The 16,823-nt window shown below is 54.8% G+C and carries 18 protein-coding genes; 4 read left to right on the forward strand and 14 right to left on the reverse strand.

Annotation, left to right across the window (positions count from 1 at the left end):
* Positions 1-16 precede the first annotated feature (16 nt).
* The 3 genes from rpoD to rpsU form a co-directional block, all read right to left on the reverse strand.
* Entirely contained in the window at positions 17-1,861 is a 1,845-nt protein-coding gene (gene rpoD / locus OGV93_RS10900) for an RNA polymerase sigma factor RpoD (protein WP_016154549.1), read from the reverse strand.
* 164 nt (positions 1,862-2,025) lie between these two features.
* Positions 2,026-3,771: a DNA primase gene (gene dnaG, locus OGV93_RS10905; protein WP_046276250.1), complete on the reverse strand. Its 1,746-nt coding sequence runs from the start codon at positions 3,769-3,771 to the stop codon at positions 2,026-2,028.
* A 240-nt stretch (positions 3,772-4,011) separates the two neighbouring features.
* Positions 4,012-4,227, reverse strand: a complete 216-nt coding sequence (rpsU, locus tag OGV93_RS10910; protein ID WP_001144069.1) for a 30S ribosomal protein S21 — start codon at positions 4,225-4,227, stop codon at positions 4,012-4,014.
* A 235-nt stretch (positions 4,228-4,462) separates the two neighbouring features.
* Between rpsU and tsaD the strand changes: the two genes are divergently transcribed.
* Positions 4,463-5,476, forward strand: coding sequence for a tRNA (adenosine(37)-N6)-threonylcarbamoyltransferase complex transferase subunit TsaD (tsaD, locus tag OGV93_RS10915; protein WP_003024694.1), 1,014 nt, complete (start codon positions 4,463-4,465; stop codon positions 5,474-5,476).
* A 48-nt stretch (positions 5,477-5,524) separates the two neighbouring features.
* On the opposite strand, the gene ureG is transcribed toward tsaD, so the two are convergent.
* The 10 genes from ureG to ttdA form a co-directional block, all read right to left on the reverse strand.
* Positions 5,525-6,142, reverse strand: coding sequence for an urease accessory protein UreG (gene ureG / locus OGV93_RS10920; RefSeq protein ID WP_019077712.1), 618 nt, complete (start codon positions 6,140-6,142; stop codon positions 5,525-5,527).
* A 9-nt stretch (positions 6,143-6,151) separates the two neighbouring features.
* Positions 6,152-6,823 (reverse strand): urease accessory protein UreF, encoded by a 672-nt coding sequence (locus OGV93_RS10925; protein ID WP_016154546.1) that lies wholly within the window; start codon positions 6,821-6,823, stop codon positions 6,152-6,154.
* Positions 6,823-7,281, reverse strand: coding sequence for an urease accessory protein UreE (ureE, locus tag OGV93_RS10930; protein WP_103284245.1), 459 nt, complete (start codon positions 7,279-7,281; stop codon positions 6,823-6,825). Before ureE ends, OGV93_RS10925 begins: the two co-directional genes overlap by 1 nt.
* 9 nt (positions 7,282-7,290) lie before the next feature.
* Positions 7,291-8,994: an urease subunit alpha gene (ureC, locus tag OGV93_RS10935; RefSeq protein ID WP_279265795.1), complete on the reverse strand. Its 1,704-nt coding sequence runs from the start codon at positions 8,992-8,994 to the stop codon at positions 7,291-7,293.
* Positions 8,987-9,307, reverse strand: coding sequence for an urease subunit beta (locus tag OGV93_RS10940; protein ID WP_210591689.1), 321 nt, complete (start codon positions 9,305-9,307; stop codon positions 8,987-8,989). The genes ureC and OGV93_RS10940 overlap by 8 nt, the downstream gene beginning before the upstream one ends.
* 9 nt (positions 9,308-9,316) lie before the next feature.
* Positions 9,317-9,619, reverse strand: a complete 303-nt coding sequence (locus tag OGV93_RS10945) for an urease subunit gamma (protein WP_181546880.1) — start codon at positions 9,617-9,619, stop codon at positions 9,317-9,319.
* 10 nt (positions 9,620-9,629) lie between these two features.
* Positions 9,630-10,454 carry an urease accessory protein UreD gene (locus tag OGV93_RS10950; protein WP_201287865.1) on the reverse strand — a complete coding sequence of 275 codons (825 nt, stop codon included), beginning with the start codon at positions 10,452-10,454 and terminating at the stop codon, positions 9,630-9,632.
* Between the two features lie 123 nt (positions 10,455-10,577).
* A complete protein-coding gene (locus tag OGV93_RS10955) occupies positions 10,578-12,041 on the reverse strand; it encodes an anion permease (protein ID WP_049283285.1) in 1,464 nt (487 codons plus the stop codon).
* Positions 12,042-12,089: 48 nt separating this feature from the next.
* Entirely contained in the window at positions 12,090-12,695 is a 606-nt protein-coding gene (ttdB, locus tag OGV93_RS10960; protein WP_016154539.1) for a L(+)-tartrate dehydratase subunit beta, read from the reverse strand.
* The gene (gene ttdA / locus OGV93_RS10965; protein WP_016154538.1) at positions 12,692-13,600 is read right to left on the reverse strand and encodes a L(+)-tartrate dehydratase subunit alpha; all 909 of its coding nucleotides are present in this window, start codon (positions 13,598-13,600) and stop codon (positions 12,692-12,694) included. The genes ttdB and ttdA overlap by 4 nt, the downstream gene beginning before the upstream one ends.
* 212 nt (positions 13,601-13,812) lie before the next feature.
* Here ttdA and ttdR point away from each other — a divergent pair, with 212 nt between their 5' ends.
* Complete coding sequence (ttdR, locus tag OGV93_RS10970) at positions 13,813-14,754, forward strand: L-tartrate utilization transcriptional activator TtdR (RefSeq protein WP_016154537.1); 942 nt, start codon at positions 13,813-13,815, stop codon at positions 14,752-14,754.
* Between the two features lie 31 nt (positions 14,755-14,785).
* Here the strand turns inward: ttdR and plsY are convergent, their stop codons facing one another.
* Positions 14,786-15,403 carry a glycerol-3-phosphate 1-O-acyltransferase PlsY gene (gene plsY / locus OGV93_RS10975; RefSeq protein ID WP_016154536.1) on the reverse strand — a complete coding sequence of 206 codons (618 nt, stop codon included), beginning with the start codon at positions 15,401-15,403 and terminating at the stop codon, positions 14,786-14,788.
* A 106-nt stretch (positions 15,404-15,509) separates the two neighbouring features.
* Here plsY and folB point away from each other — a divergent pair, with 106 nt between their 5' ends.
* Both folB and bacA read left to right on the forward strand, forming a co-directional pair.
* Complete coding sequence (gene folB, locus OGV93_RS10980; RefSeq protein ID WP_003828442.1) at positions 15,510-15,878, forward strand: bifunctional dihydroneopterin aldolase/7,8-dihydroneopterin epimerase; 369 nt, start codon at positions 15,510-15,512, stop codon at positions 15,876-15,878.
* A gap of 86 nt (positions 15,879-15,964) precedes the next feature.
* Positions 15,965-16,783 carry an undecaprenyl-diphosphate phosphatase gene (gene bacA, locus OGV93_RS10985; protein WP_016154535.1) on the forward strand — a complete coding sequence of 273 codons (819 nt, stop codon included), beginning with the start codon at positions 15,965-15,967 and terminating at the stop codon, positions 16,781-16,783.
* Positions 16,784-16,823: the final 40 nt, after the last annotated feature.

Consider the following 16,823-nt stretch of genomic DNA (forward strand, 5'->3'; position numbering starts at 1 on the left):
TGCTTATGCGGCGAGATTAATCGTCGAGGAAGCTACGCAGCACTTCAGAGCGGCTCGGGTGGCGCAGTTTACGCAGCGCTTTCGCTTCGATCTGACGGATACGTTCGCGGGTAACGTCGAACTGTTTACCGACTTCTTCCAGCGTGTGGTCGGTATTCATATCGATACCGAAACGCATACGCAGAACTTTTGCTTCACGGGCGGTCAGGCCAGCCAGAACGTCGTGCGTTGCGGCACGCAGGCTCTCGGTGGTAGCAGAATCCAGCGGCAGCTCGAGGGTGGTATCCTCGATGAAATCACCCAGATGCGAATCTTCATCGTCGCCGATCGGCGTTTCCATGGAGATAGGCTCTTTAGCGATCTTCAGCACTTTACGGATCTTGTCTTCCGGCATCAGCATGCGTTCAGCCAGCTCTTCCGGCGTCGGCTCGCGGCCCATCTCTTGCAGCATCTGACGGGAGATACGGTTGAGCTTGTTGATGGTCTCAATCATATGTACCGGGATACGGATGGTACGTGCCTGATCCGCGATCGAGCGGGTGATCGCCTGACGGATCCACCAGGTTGCATAGGTAGAGAACTTGTAACCACGACGGTATTCAAACTTATCAACCGCTTTCATCAGACCGATGTTACCTTCCTGAATCAAATCCAGGAACTGCAGACCACGGTTGGTGTATTTCTTGGCGATAGAGATAACCAGACGCAAGTTCGCTTCAACCATCTCTTTTTTCGCACGGCGGGCTTTCGCTTCACCGATGGACATGCGACGGTTGATGTCTTTAACCTGCTCGATGGTCAGGCCGGTTTCTTCTTCAATCTGCTGCAGTTTCTGCAGTCCGCGGTGAACATCATCTGCCACGTCGTGCAGTTTTTCAGACCACGGTTTGTTCATCGCGATTGCCGCGTTGAACCAGGTTTCGCTGGTTTCGTTGCCAGTGAACAGGGTGATGAAGTTTTTCTTCGGCATTTTGCACTGCTCAACGCAGAGCTTCATGATCAGACGTTCCTGAGTACGCACGCGGTCCATCATGACGCGCATGCTATTTACCAGGTAGTCGAACTGCTTCGGCACCAGGCGGAACTGTTTGAACACTTCAGACAGCTTCTGAATTTCTTCCTGCGCGGCAGCATGGCTGCGGCCTTTCGCTTTGATGGTGTCGCGAGTGATTTCGTACTGAGTACGCAGTTCACCGAATTTTTCACGCGCTAATTCAGGGTCGATGCTGTTGTCGTCATCGCTGCTGTCGTCGTCATCTTCTTCATCTTCGTCTGCATCGTCATCCATCTCTTCCTGAGAGAGCTCAGAACCGACGTGTGTCGCCGTTGGCGCCATGTCTTCTTCCGCGTTCGGATCGACAAAGCCGGTGATCAGATCGGAAAGACGCGCTTCTTCAGCTTCTACACGATCGTATTGCTCAAGCAGGTAGGTGATGGCTTCCGGGTATTCGGCAACGGAGCATTGAACCTGGTTAATCCCGTCTTCGATGCGTTTAGCGATGTCGATTTCGCCTTCACGGGTTAACAGTTCAACGGTACCCATTTCACGCATGTACATGCGGACCGGGTCAGTTGTACGACCGATTTCAGACTCAACGCTGGACAGAACCTGGGCAGCCGCTTCTTCCGCGTCTTCATCGGTGCTGTTGGAGGTTTCAGCAAGCAGCAGATCATCGGCATCAGGTGCTTCTTCCATCACCTGAATACCCATGTCATTGATCATTTGGATGATGTCTTCGATTTGATCTGAATCGACGATATCTTCCGGCAGATGGTCATTGACCTCGGCATAGGTCAGATAGCCTTGCTCCTTACCACGTTGGACAAGTAGCTTCAGCTGTGACTGCGGGTTTTGCTCCATAAGACGGTATCCACACTTAATTCGTTTGATTGGTGTTGGGCGGTAAAACCGCCAACGGCAAAACGAGGGCATACTTATATTTTGCCGCTGCCTCTCCGTGCGGCTGTCGGGGGCTTCCCGAGCGATATTCGGCAGTTAAGCCGTTAAATACTTTTGTCTTTCTGTTATTTCTTGGCCAGTTCCTGATTCAGCGTCCAGAGTTCCCGGCGTTCTTCGCTGCTTAAACCGTGTGTGCGCTCACGAGCTATCAACTCTTCCTGGCGCAGCTCAAGCATCGAATCAAACATATGGTTGAGTGAGTCGGTGAAGGTTTTTTCTGCGATATCTTTATCTGCTATATCGTCCCACATCGACAGTTTTTCAAGGGTCGCAGCATCATTTGTGCCACGATAGTGTTCTAAAAGTTGTCCGGTGGTCAGACCTGGCTGAGCCAGACAAGTGTTGACCAGTTCTCTGAATAAGCCAAGTCCAGGCAGCTTATTGCTATCCAGTGCGCCTAACGGTGGAACCAGCGGGGCGAGCCCCGGGTTCTGTACCAGTAACCCTATAAGTATACGCATGGTCGTACGTTTTAGCTGTGGAACAGGGCGGGAAGCCCCATTTTCTGCCAGTTTTGGCATTAAACGTTCAAGCTGACTGTCATCGAGAATGCCAAGCTTGTTTCCCAACTCCTGTCGCAGATAAATGCGCAACGTTTCGCCTGGTACCTGAGTAATCAGCGGTAATGCCAGCGTGCTGAGCTGTGCGCGTCCGTCCGGGGTACTCAAATCCACCTGCGGCAACAGGCTGTTAAATAAAAACGCTGAGAGTGGCAGCGCCTTCTCCATCCGGGCTTCAAAGGCCTCTTTCCCTTCTTTACGCACCAGCGTATCGGGGTCTTCGCCGTCAGGTAAAAACATAAAGCGTAGCTGGCGTCCGTCTGTCATATAGGGCAGTGCGGTTTCCAGCGCGCGCCATGCTGCGTCGCGTCCGGCACGGTCACCGTCGTAACAGCAAATTACGTTGTTCGTCGCGCGGAACAACAACTGGATGTGATCGGCGGTGGTTGACGTCCCAAGGGATGCCACAGCGTAGTTAATGCCGTATTGCGCCAGCGCCACCACATCCATATAGCCTTCTACCACTAACAGGCGCTGCGGATCGGCGTTATCCTGCTGGGCTTCATAAAGGCCATACAGCTGGCGACCTTTATGGAAAATATCGGTTTCCGGGGAGTTGAGATACTTCGGCAGGGCATCGCCCAGCACGCGTCCACCAAAACCAATGACTCGCCCACGTTTGTCGCGGATGGGGAACATCACCCGTTCGCGGAAGCGATCGTAACTGCGTCCCTGATCGTTGGTGACCAACATTCCCGCATCGACCAGCGATTTACGATTCTCAGCATTGCCGCCAAACCGTTTCAGGACGTTGTCCCAGCCGGGGGGCGCAAAACCAATAGCAAAACGGGTGATCACGTCGCTACTTAATCCTCGCTTTTCCAGGTACTGGCGCGCGGGGGTAGCGGCGGGTTGCATCAAAGACTGTTGATAAAAAGTGTTCAGGCCGTCCATCAATTGATAAAGGCTTTGCCGTTGATGGCGCTCTATCTGACTAGGGCCACTGCCTGCTTCATAGGGCACTTCAAGGTTGTGCATTGCGGCCAGTTCTTCGACGGTTTCCACAAACTCGAGCTTGTCGTAGTTCATGAGAAAGTCGACGGCGTTGCCATGTGCGCCACACCCAAAGCAGTGATAAAACTGTTTCTCACCGTTTACGGTGAAAGAGGGGGTTTTTTCGTTATGGAACGGACAGCACGCGTGATAATTTTTGCCCTGCTTCTTCAGCTTTACCCGCGCGTCGATGAGATCGACAATGTCGGTTCTTGCCAGCAGGTCATTTATAAATACGCGTGGAATTCGTCCAGCCATATGCCCCGTTTATTTTTTTATGACTTATATACACAAAATCATTCAAGATGCTTCAAGACGGCAAGGGAGCGAATCCTCAGGAGCGTACATCAGTACGTGACTGGAGGGAACGACTGCAGCCAACGCAGAGGCAGCTTGAATGATGACGCGTATAAACGAAAACAAGCCGCGCATTCCTTCCGGAAGCACGGCCTTACAACTACAACTCTGTCTGAATTGAGAGCCTTGGCTCTCAATGGATTAGTACAGACGAGTACGGCGTGCGTTTTCGCGAGCCAGTTTCTTCGCGTGACGTTTCACAGCAGAAGCTTTAGCGCGCTTACGTTCAGTAGTCGGTTTTTCATAGAACTCACGACGACGAACTTCCGCCAGAACACCTGCTTTTTCGCATGAACGCTTGAAGCGACGCAGTGCTACGTCGAACGGCTCGTTTTCACGTACTTTAATTACCGGCATGTAACTCTCACCTTTATAAATTCGGTTTGCCGCTGGCATCAACGCCAGCTTATTTCAAAATGGTGCGGAATTTTACTGCAATTGCTGCTGCTTTGTAAAGCACCGACGCGATTTTGAAAGGGACTTTTATAAGGATAAGGAGTATACACGAGCGGAACTCCTGGGGCGAACAAAGTTTTACATCAACCCGCATTGGTCCTACACTGCGCGGTAATAGAGCGAGGTAAAACAAGTCATGCGTGTACTGGGTATTGAAACATCCTGCGATGAAACCGGCATCGCCATTTACGACGATGAAAAAGGTCTTTTAGCCAACCAATTGTATAGTCAGGTGAAATTACACGCTGACTACGGCGGCGTAGTGCCAGAACTGGCCTCGCGCGATCACGTACGTAAAACCGTACCGCTGATCCAGGCCGCGCTGAAAGAAGCGGGACTGACGGCAAAAGAGATTGATGCGGTGGCGTATACCGCAGGTCCTGGTCTGGTTGGCGCGCTGCTGGTCGGCGCAACCGTAGGACGTTCGCTGGCGTTCGCCTGGGGCGTACCGGCAATTCCTGTACACCATATGGAAGGGCATCTGCTGGCGCCGATGCTGGAAGATAATCCCCCTGCTTTCCCGTTCGTTGCGCTGCTGGTTTCCGGCGGTCACACGCAACTGATCAGCGTCACCGGTATTGGGCAGTATGAATTGCTGGGTGAATCGATAGATGATGCCGCTGGTGAAGCGTTCGATAAAACGGCCAAGCTGCTGGGGCTGGATTATCCTGGCGGCCCAATGCTGTCAAAGCTTGCATCGCAAGGCGTTGAAAAACGCTTTGTCTTCCCGCGCCCGATGACCGACCGTCCGGGTCTGGATTTCAGCTTCTCCGGCCTGAAAACCTTCGCCGCGAATACCATTCGTAATAATGAAAATGACGATCAGACGCGTGCAGATATCGCTCGTGCGTTTGAAGATGCTGTGGTTGATACGCTGATGATCAAGTGTAAACGCGCGCTGGATCAAACCGGTTTTAAACGTCTGGTGATGGCGGGGGGCGTGAGCGCTAACCGTACGCTGCGCGCAAAACTGGCCGAGATGATGCAAAAGCGTCGTGGCGAAGTGTTTTACGCGCGTCCGGAATTTTGCACCGATAACGGGGCGATGATCGCCTACGCGGGCATGGTGCGTTTTAAAGCGGGTGCAACGGCGGATCTTGGCGTGACCGTGCGTCCTCGCTGGCCGCTGGCGGAATTACCGGCGGCATAAGCACATAATATTGTAGGCCCGGTAAGCGTAGCGCCACCGGGCAATACTCTACTCCCGCAGCATCCCTTTCTCTTCCAGAAACGCGATAATTTTTTCCAGACCTTCTCCGGATTTTAAATTACTAAACGTCCACGGACGCTCGCCGCGCATGCGTAGGGTATCGCGCTCCATCACCTCCAGCGAGGCGCCCACGTAAGGGGCCAGATCGGTTTTATTGATCACCAGAAAATCAGATTTGGTGATCCCCGGGCCACCCTTACGCGGGATCTTCTCACCTTCGGCAACGTCGATCACATAGATCGTCAGATCCGCTAATTCCGGGCTGAAGGTGGCGCTCAGGTTATCGCCGCCGCTTTCCACAAAAATCAGATCCAGATTGCCGAATTTCTCGCTCAACGCCTCTACGGCGGCCAGATTCATCGACGCATCTTCACGGATAGCGGTATGCGGGCAACCGCCGGTTTCCACGCCGACGATCCTGTCTGGCGCCAGTGCGCCTGCTTCGGTGAGAATGCGCTGATCTTCTTTGGTATAGATATCGTTGGTTACCACCGCCAGTTGATAGCTGCTGCGCATGGATTTGCATAACGCTTCCAGCAGCGCCGTTTTGCCGGAGCCAACCGGGCCGCCAACGCCCACGCGCAGGGGATGCTTGTTGTTACTCATTTTTTCTCCTCAGGAGCGGAATAATCTGGAATATTGGGTTTCATGCCGGGCAGATGCGATGGCCGCCAACGGCGTTGCGGAGCCGAGGCTGGCGTCAGGACACGCCAGCGCCTGTGCCAGACCTTGTGCATACCGGTTGCAGAGCGCAATGATCAAACGCTGGGCCGCCTGCTGCCCAAAAGGGACCAGTTTGACGCCAGCCATCACTGCGCTTTCAATCCAGCTGTAGCCGAGGCTTAACGCCAGCTCGGTCAGGGGGATTTTCCAGCGCACACCCAGCCAGGCCATACCGCAGAGTTGGCTGTCGACAAAGAGCGCACGCCACTCCCGCGAGCAATCTGCTTCCCAGTCGGTGACCAGCCGTGTAAACGCCGCGCCCCGACTGCGTTCTTCATCCCGTAGTTCGCGGGTTTCCCGGCAGGCCAACAGGTAAGCGCTCCAGCGGCGTGCTGCAGCGAGATCGTCCTGCTCGCAGGCGCGATACAGTCTCGCCAGTAGCGGTAGGTCGACGGTAAAGAAGTTCTGCTCCATCTGCTGGATTTGCCAGTCAGAGAAGTCATCGGCGCTTTTCACCCAGCCGATTTCAACCGCCCACTCCAGACCCTGGGACCAGGTAAACGACCCCACCGGGAGAGCGCTGCTGGCGAGCTGCATCAGACGCAGCTGTTGGATGTTATGCATCAGTGCGCATGGGCGTGATGATGCCCGTGTGATTCACTGGCATAAGCGCCTGCTTCCGGTTCAAACGGTAGTTGAGCAAACGTCACCTCCAGGCTGAACTGGCGCAACATGGCGTCCAGCACATGATCGTGATGGTAGCGCAACTCATCCGGCAGAATTTGCAGCGGAACGTGGCGATTGCCGAGGTGATAACAGGCTTTGGCGAGCAGGAAAGGATCGGCGCAGCGCACCACGGAAACTGACTCCGGCGCGGCGATCACTTCGATCACCTCGCTGCCATCTTCGTTGGTCAGCAGGTCACCACTGCGTAACAGCAAACCGCGCGGAAGCATTAGCCCGGCTTCGCGACCGTCGTTCAGCGTCACTCTGGCACGGCTTTTTACTCGAATATCAATGGGTAGCGTGACGCTTGCGGTGACGCGGTGGGCGTGGTCAAGGCGTTGGGTCAGGTAGATCATCGTCACTCCTCAAAACAGGAAATAGCGTTGCGCCATCGGCAAAACGTCTGCCGGTTCGCTGGTGATAAGTTCGCCATCAATGCGCACCTCATAAGTCTGAGCATCGACGGTGATATTGGGTTGCAGGCCGTTGTGGATCATGTCGGCCTTTTTCACCGTCCGACAGCCTTTGACGACGGCGATGGCGCTTTGCAAATTGAGCTGCTGCGGGATGTTTTGCGCGTTAGCGGCCTGCGAAATAAAGGTCAGCCGAGTACGATGCCGCGCCGCGCCAAGTGCGCCGAACATCATGCGGTAATGCACCGGCTGCGGGGTGGGGATCGAGGCGTTGATATCGCCCATCGGCGCACAGGCGATCATCCCGCCCTTTACGATCGTCGCTGGTTTTACGCCAAAAAAGGCTGGGGACCACAGCACCAGATCGGCCAGTTTGCCAGGCTCAACGGAGCCAACTTCGTGGGCGATGCCGTGGGTTAGCGCCGGGTTGATGGTGTATTTGGCGACGTAGCGTTTAACGCGCTGGTTGTCGTTGTCGCCTGTTTCTTCTGCCAGCGGACCACGCTGAACCTTCATGCGATGCGCCACCTGCCAGGTGCGCAGGATCACTTCGCCCACGCGACCCATCGCCTGTGAATCGGACGAGGTCAGGGAAAACGCGCCAATGTCATGCAGCACATCTTCGGCAGCGATCGTTTCCCGGCGAATGCGTGATTCGGCAAAGGCCACGTCTTCGGCGATATCCGGATCGAGGTGGTGGCAAACCATCAGCATGTCGAGATGCTCGTCGATGGTGTTGACGGTATAGGGCAGCGTCGGGTTAGTGGAGGAGGGCAGAATATTCGGATGCGCGCAGGCGGTGATGATATCTGGCGCATGGCCGCCGCCCGCGCCTTCGGTGTGGAAGGTATGAATGGTGCGATCGCCAATCGCCGCCAGCGTATCTTCAACGAAACCCGACTCATTGAGCGTATCGCTGTGCAGCGCCACCTGGATATCCATCTCCTCTGCTACTTCCAGGGAACAGTTGATGGCGGCTGGCGTAGCGCCCCAATCTTCATGGATTTTCAGGCCAATGGCGCCCGCGGTGATTTGCTCGCGCAGGGCGTCAGGATTTGAGCCGTTGCCTTTACCCAGCAAACCGATGTTAACCGGCAAGGCGTCTGCTGCCTGCAGCATGCGCGCGATGTACCACGGACCCGGCGTGCAGGTGGTGGCGTTAGTTCCTGCTGCCGGGCCGGTGCCGCCGCCGATCATCGTCGTTACGCCGGAAACCAGCGCCTCCTGTGCCTGCTGTGGGCAGATCCAGTGAATATGCGTATCCACGCCGCCCGCGGTGACGATCTTGCCTTCCCCGGCGATGACTTCAGTTCCCACGCCGATCGGGATCGTGACGTCGGGCTGAATATCAGGATTACCCGCTTTGCCGATGGCGAAGATCCTGGCGTCCTTGATGCCGATATCCGCTTTCACGATCCCCCAGTGATCGACGATCAGCGCGTTGGTTATCACCAGATCCACACACGCTTGCGCGCGCATTTGTCCCTGGCCCATGCCGTCGCGGATCACTTTCCCGCCGCCGAATTTGACCTCTTCGCCGTAGGTGGTGAAGTCTTTTTCCACCTCAATCCACAGCTCGGTATCCGCCAGGCGTACCTTATCGCCGGTGGTTGGGCCAAACATGTCGGCGTACGCCTGCCGTGAAATTTCACTCATCATTTGCCTCCAGTGCCCCCATCACTTCGCTGCGAAAACCCACGATCCTTTGTGCGCCAGCGACGCGCACCAGTTCGACTTCGCGTTTTTGTCCCGGCTCAAAACGTACCGCCGTGCCCGCAGGAATGTTTAGACGAAAGCCGCGTGCAGCACTCCTGTCAAAGCGCAGCGCCGGGTTCACCTCGGAAAAGTGATAGTGCGATCCCACCTGGATGGGTCTGTCGCCATGATTTTCCACCACGATCGTACAGGTTTCCCGCCCCTGATTGAGCGCGATATTGCCTTTGGCTATCTGATATTCACCTGGGATCATTGCCGCTCCTTAAACGATCGGGTTGTGGATGGTGACCAGCTTTGATCCGTCCGGAAACGTCGCTTCAACCTGAATATCTGGGATCATCTCCGGAACGCCTTCCATCACCTGATCGCGGCGCAGGACGTGACGCCCGTCTTCCATCAGCGAGGCCACGGTTTGACCATCGCGTGCCCCTTCCATGATGAAAGCGCTAATTAGCGCCACCGATTCCGGATAGTTCAGCTTCAGCCCGCGGGCCAGGCGACGTTCTGCCACCAGCGCGGCGGTAAACAGCAACAGCTTGTCTTTTTCTCTGGGGGTCAGTTCCATACGGGGTCTCTTAGGTTTGCCAGATTCGCGGTAGTACGGGCGGTTTGTGTGTCAAAAGCGGGCGCAGAAATTGCCAAATGTCTCGCATAACGCGCTGAACAATCAGGTTGTCGTCGGCAAGAAAGCGGATCGTCAGCAGTGAGTCGTTAAGCGTTGCCCCGGCGTAATCGCCAAGCGGCGTCAGCCGCTCGCGCGTGCCTTCCAGCATGTTTTCAGTGGCCGGATAACACAGCAACGTGCCGACCCACGGATGGTGCGCGACGCCGCTCAGCTCCCCCTTCTGCAACTGCAAGCGCTCTATCAGCAGCGGCTGCCCATTTCGCCACACTTCCAGACGGTTTTGCAGCGAGCCGTGGCTGAAGGACTCCTGCATAACTGGTCGCCCGAGGCACAGCAGATCCCAGGCCAGCAGTCGACTCTCCGACGCGATGTGAAAGACGGACTGGATAGTGGCGTTGGCGCCAGGAAAGAGGATCGTATCCTGGGGGAGCCACTCCAGCGTGGCGTGCGGGGCGAGCGTGAAATGTTGGCGCAGCAACGCCTGCGGCCCACCGCTGCGATAAAACTTTCCCGCGCCGGGCTGGGTGATTAACGCATGGCTGTTTTCGTTGAGAGTTACGGCAATGTGTAGTTCATCCCCGCCGACGATCCCCGCGGGTGGATGAAGCAAATAGAGGTGGCAGACGTCCTCTTCCGGGTAAAACGGGCGCTGAACCGTCAATGGACCATGATGACGCGCCGAGGCGAGCACCGTGTTGTGCCCAGTGCGGGTGAAATGCAGATCCAGTTCGGCCTGCCAGCCCCGTGTGAGTGTCTCGTGCGCAACCGTGTCCAGAGCGTTTCCCTTATCAGCATGAGGGTGTTTGCATACAAAAAAGTATGCCTCAGCACATCGGGAAATCGATCATATGAGAAGCTTATGGATGAAGGGGCGACAATATGCCGCCCCAATGGGGTTTTACAGTAAAACGAGGGGCATCCAGACCAGACCGGTAATCACCAGCAGCACAAGGAAAATCAGGCCAAAAATAGCACCGAGTCGCCAGTAATCCACCGTCGGCAAATAGCCGCTGCCGTAGTAGATAGGGCTAGGACCGGTGGCATACGGGGTCAGAATGCTGCCGAGACCAATGGCTGCGCCGACCATCAGGCAGAAGACCGGAAGTGGAATTTCCGGCATCGCCAGCGCGGCGGCAATCATCATCGGTGCCAGGGCGGAGGTATACGCCGTGGCGCTGGCAAAGAAGTAGCGCAGCAGATAGAACACCACAATGAGCGCCACCATCACCATCATCGGCGAATAGCCGCTCAACCCGTTTGCCAGCAGCTTGCCGAACCAGGTAATAAAACCGGTGTTATTGAGCCCGGTCGCCAGCGTTATCAGCGAGGCCAGCCAGAAAAAGACGTTCCACGCGGCTTTATTACTGACGATGTCATCCCAGCTAATGATGCGCAGTACCAGCATCAACGCCACTACGCTGTATCCGACCATCGCGGCGTCAATGTAATCGCCGCCGAAGATCCACAGCACCAGTGCGCCGACCATCAGCACCAACATCTTTTTCTCGCGTGCGCAGAGCGGTCCCATTGCTTTTAGCTCTGTATCCGCCCAGCGCGGAACCTGATCGCCGGATTTCAGTACCGGTGGATACAACACGTACGCCAGCCAGGGCACAATCAGCACCAGTAAAATACTCAGCGGCAGCATGCCTAAGAACCAGTCGCCCCAGCTCAGCGCCGTGTGGGACGCGCCTTTCATCAGGCCGATTAACAGCAGGTTCGGCGCCATCGCCGTTAAGAAAATGGCGCTGGTGACGCAGTCGGCGACAATGCCCATCCACATAATGTACGAGCCAATGGAGCGAGAACTGGCGCTATTGGGCTGCGAGTTATACAGCGGCGGCAGGTTGCGGATAATCGGGTAGATTATTCCGGCCCCGCGCGCGGAGTTGGACGGCGTGACGGGAGCGAGGATAAGTTCAGAGAACATCACCGCATAGCCAAGAAATAGCGTCCGGTGCCCCATCTTCTTCACCAGCATCAGCGCGATACGTCGACCGAGCCCGGTTTTCTCATAGCCGGTACCAAACATAAAGGCCGCGAAGATAAGCCAGATTACCGAGTTTGAAAAACCAGAGACCGCCCATGACAGCGATTTGGCGGTAAATTTAAAACCGTCCTGCGCGAGTTGCTCCGGGCTGAACAGCAGCCACGGTGAAAGGACGGCGATAATCGAAATGCCAATCATCGCTACCACCGCGCCCGGTACAGGTTCCAGAATAAGGCCCACAATCACACCGGTAAAAACGGCAAAATAGAGCCAGGTGTGGCTCTCAAGACCGTTGGGGACGGGCAGTACAGCAATAATGGCGATGACCACCAGCGGAGCCAGGTATCGCCACCAACCAGCTAAAGGTGCCATTGTTGTATCCCTACGAAAAGGGAGAGGCGCAGCGCCTCTCCGGGAGGGTTATTTGATGTAGTGCACGTGCTCGCAGATTTCATCGACGATAGGATCGCGACGTTCAGCGAACAGCTTTTTGTTTTCGGCGATCAGGTTATTGCCGTGGGTATCGATGGAAACGATCAGCGGGCCGAACTCTTTAACCCGACATACCCACAGGGACTCCGGCATGCCAAGTTCGGTCCAGTGTACCTCTTCGATCTCTTCAACCTGGGTTGCCGCCACGACCGCACAACCTGCCGGGAAGATTACGTGCAGCGCTTTAAACTGTTTGCAGCCTGCTTCCGTTAGCGGTCCCATGCCGCCCTTGCCGACCACCAGTTTGACGCCCGTCTGCTCGATAAAGTCTTTCTCAAACGCTTCCATACGCATGCTGGTGGTTGGGCCAACGGAGACCATCTCCCATTTTTCACCGTTCTTACGTACGATGGGCCCCGCGTGGAAAATGGCTTTGCCGTTCAGGTCATAAGGAATCGGGCGCTTCAGTTCGATCAGGCGGCGGTGACACACGTCACGGCAGGTCACCAGCGTACCGGTCAGGTAGATGACATCGCCAACGCGAATGTCGGCCAGATCTTCGGCTTTGATCGGGGTTGTGAGGATCTTTTTCATAACGCGCTCCGGGTGTGAGACAGGTTTTCGAAGGAGAGGTCAGCATGAACCAACAGCGTGCCGCGACGGTGTGCCCAGCAGCCGGTAGAAACGGCAACGCCGATAGTCGACGGATGGCGTGCGGCGGATTCGATATGCACACCCATCACCGAGCTATTCCCGGTCAACCCTTGCGGGCCAATGCCCAGACGGTTCAGCCCTTCTTCCAGACGCAGTTCCAGTTCGGCCGCTTTTGGATTCGGATGACGTGATCCGATAGGACGTAGCACCGCTTTACGAGAAAGTACGGCGGCGGTTTCCACGGAGGTGGCAATACCTACGCCCACCAGCACCGGCGGGCAAGCGTTGACTGCTAACGTGGAGATATTTTCGAAGACAAATTTCACCACGCCCTCGTAGCCTTCAGAAGGCATTAACACTTTCGAACGTCCCGGCAGCGTACAACCGCCGCCTGCCATGTAGACTTCGATTTCCGCATCGTCGTTATCAGGGATGATGTCCCAGGTGACCCACGGCACACCGGTACCGGTATTTTTGCCGGTATTCACTTCGTCAAAAATCTCGACCGCGTTATGGCGCAGCGGCGCTTTTACCGTGGCGTCTTCAACGGCCTGTTTCAGGATGCTTTGCAGTTCGCCCAGCAGCGGAAAACGGGAGCCGACCTTCACAAAGAACATAATCTCGCCGGTGTCCTGACAGGCCGGACGGTTCAGGTCGATAGCTTTCTGCATGTTGTCAAACATGGTGTGGTAGATGATTTTACCCATCGGCGAAGTTTCGCCTTCACGCAGCTGTTTTAATTTATCTACGACGTCGTCAGGCATGCGGGTAGAAATCATGGCGGTAAAATCGGCGACAATGTTTGTCAGCGTAGTTATCGCATTTTGGTTATTTTGATTGCTCATCTTGTTAACTCCAGTTCTTTTATTTATCTGGAAATAAATTCTCCGCCACAAACTACCACTAAAAATGTGGTTTTATATTATTTGCCACTGTGAATATCCAATTAACAGATCGTGAATGATGTTCAGATAAGCAATAAAAATTGCGCAAAGGCAGGGTTTAATACGCATGAGGGAATTACACTGCGGTTAACAACTTTACGGATATACCGATCATGCTGAACACGTATCCCCTCGCGAAAGACCTGCAGGTCCTGGTTGAAATTGTTCATAGCGGCAGCTTCAGTGCCGCCGCCGCGGCGCTCGGCCAAACGCCCGCGTTTGTGACGAAACGCATTCAGATCCTTGAGTCAACGCTGGGGACGACGCTGCTAAGCCGCTCCGCGCGCGGCGTGACACTCACGGAGAGTGGTCAACGTTGTTATGAACATGCGCAGGCTATTCTTGCGGGCTATCAGCATCTGGTCGATGACGTCACGCAACTCAAAACGCGCCCGGCAGGGATGATTCGTATCGGCTGTAGCTTTGGCTTTGGGCGCAGTTATATTGCACCGGCTATTACCGAACTGATGCATAGCTATCCTGAATTACAGGTGCATTTTGAACTTTATGATCGGCAAATTGATTTGGCGCAGGATAATATCGATTTGGATATTCGTATTAATGACGAGATTCCGGATTATTATATTGCGCATTTGTTAACGAAAAATAGAAGAATATTATGTGCAGCGCCGACGTATTTACAAAAATACGGTGAGCCGACAACGCTGCAGGAATTAAGTCGTCATGATTGCCTGGTCACTAAAGAACGCGATATGACCCACGGGGTGTGGGAGCTGGATAACGGCCAGGAGAAAAAGTCGGTCAAGGTGGCGGGACATCTTTCCTCTAACAGCGGCGAGATTGTGTTGCAGTGGGCGCTACAGGGAAAAGGGATTATGCTGCGTTCCGAATGGGACCTGCAGCCGTTTCTGGCAAGCGGTGAACTGGTGCGCGTGCTGCCGGACTATGCGCAAAGCGCCAATATCTGGGCGGTTTATCAGGAGCCGCTGTATCGCAGCGTGAAGCTTCGGGTGTGCGTGGAGTTTCTGGCGACGTGGTGCCAGCACCGATTAGGCAAACCGGTAGAGGGGTATCACATTCCCCACGCCGGATAAGACGCTGTTGCGTCGCTATCCGACATTAAAATCACTCAGGGTCTCTTTCGCGTTTTTTCTTCAGCTTGGTCCAGATCTTTGGCTCCTGACGACGCCACAGACGCTGAATGTTGTCATGGTGGCGTAACAGAATTAAGCACGACAGCATGGACACCGGGAAAGTGAACTGGGGATTGAACCACCAGACGTAAAAGGGGGCGATCAGCGCGCTGACGATAGCGCCTAGTGATGAATAGCCGCTTAATAAGACGGTCAGCAGCCAGGTTCCGGCCATCACGCCGGTTAAATCCCAACCAATCGGCGCAATTGCGCCAAAGGCGGTGGCAACGCCTTTCCCACCTTTAAAGCCGAAGAAGACCGGCCAAATGTGACCCAGACAGGCGGCGATCGCGATCAATCCCAGCCAGAAGGGGCTAATGCCTAGCGCATAGGCACCCCAGACGGGTAACATACCTTTCAGGACGTCGAAAATCAGCACCGCGACGGCGGCTCCTTTGCCACCGATGCGCAATACGTTTGTCGCGCCCGGATTCCCAGATCCGCTGTCACGCGGGTCCGGTAATCCAGCAAGGCGGCATACCAGAATAGCACTGGAAATTGAGCCACAGAGGTACGCGAAGATAATCATTCCAGGCGCGATTGCACTCATAAGCTGTTCCGTTTTGAAAATGTCGTGTAAAACGCTACTTCTGTGGATAATACGCATATTTCGCCGGAAGTGGTATCCGGGTTAGCCAAAAAGCAGGCAGGTCGTGATGGATATTGTATTTATAGAGCAACTTTCTGTAATCACCACTATTGGTGTTTACGACTGGGAACAAACGATCGAACAACAGTTGGTGTTCGATATCGAAATGGCGTGGGACAACCGTAAATCGGCTAAAAGCGATGATGTGGCTGATTGCCTGAGCTATGCTGATATTGCTCAAACGGTTGTTAATCATGTGGAAGGCGGGCGCTTTGCGCTGGTCGAACGCGTGGCGGAAGAGGTGGCGGATCTGCTGCTGAGCCGTTTTAATTCTCCATGGGTGCGGATCAAACTCAGTAAACCTGGCGCGGTAGCCCGTGCGGCGAACGTCGGGGTTATCATTGAGCGTGGCAATAATCTGAAAGAAAATAATTAAAATAATAATATCTAAACCAAACGGGTATAAAAGGGTCTTTATGTCGGCTCGTTTTCGCCGTGGTTTATCTATCTAGAGGTTCATTAATGAGTGATATGCACTCGCTGCTGGTGGCGGCAATTTTGGGTGTGGTCGAAGGATTGACGGAGTTTTTACCCGTTTCCAGTACCGGCCATATGATTATTGTTGGCCACTTGCTGGGTTTTGAGGGTGACACCGCAAAAACATTTGAAGTGGTTATCCAGTTGGGCTCTATCCTGGCGGTCGTGGTGATGTTCTGGCGACGCCTGTTTGGCCTGATTGGCATTCACTTCGGTAAGGTCCCACATGAAGGCACTGGCAAAGGTCGGCTGACGCTGGGCCATATCCTGTTGGGGATGGTTCCTGCCGTCGTACTGGGACTGATTTTCCACGACATCATCAAATCGCTGTTTAACCCGATCAACGTGATGTATGCGCTGGTGGTAGGGGGCGTGCTGCTGATTGCCGCAGAATGCCTGAAGCCGAAAGAGCCGCGTGCGCCGGGTCTGGATGATATGACCTATCGCCAGGCGTTTATGATTGGCTGTTTCCAGTGTCTGGCGCTGTGGCCGGGTTTTTCTCGCTCCGGGGCGACGATTTCTGGCGGTATGCTGATGGGAGTAAGCCGTTACGCGGCCTCCGAATTCTCCTTCCTGCTGGCCGTGCCGATGATGATGGGCGCAACGGCGCTGGATCTCTACAAAAGCTGGACGTTCCTCAGCGCATCAGATATTCCGATGTTTGCAGTTGGTTTCGTGACGGCGTTTATCGTGGCGTTGGTGGCGATCAAAACCTTCCTACAGCTGATTAAGCGCATCTCGTTTATTCCGTTTGCGATTTACCGCTTTATTGTGGCGGCTGCCGTTTACGTCGTGTTCTTCTGATTTTACTAGCTTGCCGGATAGCGGCGTTAACGCTTATCCG

It is taken from the genome of Citrobacter sp. Cb031, assembly GCF_030336725.1.
In the GTDB taxonomy this organism is placed as follows: Bacteria; Pseudomonadota; Gammaproteobacteria; order Enterobacterales; family Enterobacteriaceae; genus Citrobacter; species Citrobacter braakii.